This is a genomic window from Vibrio sp. 704, from assembly GCF_033339295.1.
The window spans coordinates 1-721 of record NZ_JAWOUH010000413.1 but is presented as its reverse complement, the minus strand read 5'-3'; the positions used below and the strand labels follow the sequence as shown (position 1 = coordinate 721).

Here is a 721-nt window from a genome sequence, read left to right as displayed (position 1 = left end):
CTGAAGAAAATGACGAAGTTGTAGTTTCTATATCTGACACCGGAATTGGAATCTCGAGAGCAAAACAAGCCCATTTATTTACGGCATTCCATCAAGGTGATCGCTCAATTACTCGAAGGTTTGGTGGTACAGGTTTAGGGCTTGCTATTACCAAGCACTTAGTTGAAATGATGAGAGGTGAAATCTGTGTAAAAAGCCGCGAGAATGAGGGTTCTGACTTCACCATTCGAATTCCAGTTCTAACACGTTACAACCAAAACCGTCCTGTAAAAATTGAGCATAATAGACCAAACAAAGCTCTAAACTTGCTTATTGTCGAAGACACTCAATCAAATCAACTTGTCATTAAATTGATTCTTAACAAGCTTGGCCATAATGTTCATATTGCAAGCCATGGCGCAGAGGCGCTTACATTTCTTGAAGAAAACGATACTCAAATTGATATGATCTTGATGGATGTCTCGATGCCAGTAATGGATGGAATAACGGCAACTAGGCTGATTAGAAAGAAAGGAATCACAATTCCAATCGTCGCTTTAACAGCGCACGCGCTAGAAAGTGATAAAGATAAGTGCTTAGACGCTGGCATGGATAGTTTTGTATCAAAGCCAGTTCGCAGGCAAGATATCTATGAAGCTATACAATCATTAATAGAAACGGCGTAGTCATTAATATAGATCTTAACAATCGATAGATTATTAAGATCTATATTAAGTATTTT

General features: G+C 38.3%; 1 protein-coding gene. It reads left to right on the top strand.

Going from position 1 to position 721, the window contains the following annotated elements:
- A partial coding sequence (locus tag R7R24_RS26815; protein ID WP_318120134.1) for a response regulator occupies nt 1-665 on the top strand: 665 nt, incomplete at its 5' end.
- Nucleotides 666-721: the final 56 nt, after the last annotated feature.